We start from the raw sequence: 251 nt of genomic DNA, 5'->3' as shown, positions 1-251 counted from the left end.
CATAACTGGACATCTCTTTGCCCAGGCGCAATGCCTGGCCGGACCACAGGTTGCTGAAACCCGCTTCATCCTTGGCCTTGAGCGGCATCAAGGCGCCGCCGGCCCTGGGGAATGCCGGAGCCGTCGGGTTGATCGCCCCCAGCTCGCGCATCACCCGGTTGACGATGCCGCGCGCCGGGCGGCCGGTGAACAGGTTGGTCAGCGCCGTTTCACTGGCTTGGGCATTGCGCAGTGCATGGTGATGGGACGCG

Annotated in this window: 1 protein-coding gene; it reads right to left on the bottom strand. The window is 66.1% G+C overall.

The features are described 5' to 3' along the window. On the bottom strand, window positions 1-251 hold a 251-nt coding region (locus tag SB765_RS32070; RefSeq protein WP_410932818.1), incomplete at both ends, for a nitronate monooxygenase.

This window comes from Pseudomonas sp. SIMBA_067 (genome assembly GCF_046534675.1).
Taxonomy (GTDB): domain Bacteria; phylum Pseudomonadota; class Gammaproteobacteria; order Pseudomonadales; family Pseudomonadaceae; genus Aquipseudomonas; species Aquipseudomonas putida.
Note: the sequence above shows the minus strand (reverse complement) of the source record. Positions and strands in the feature narration are given on the sequence as shown.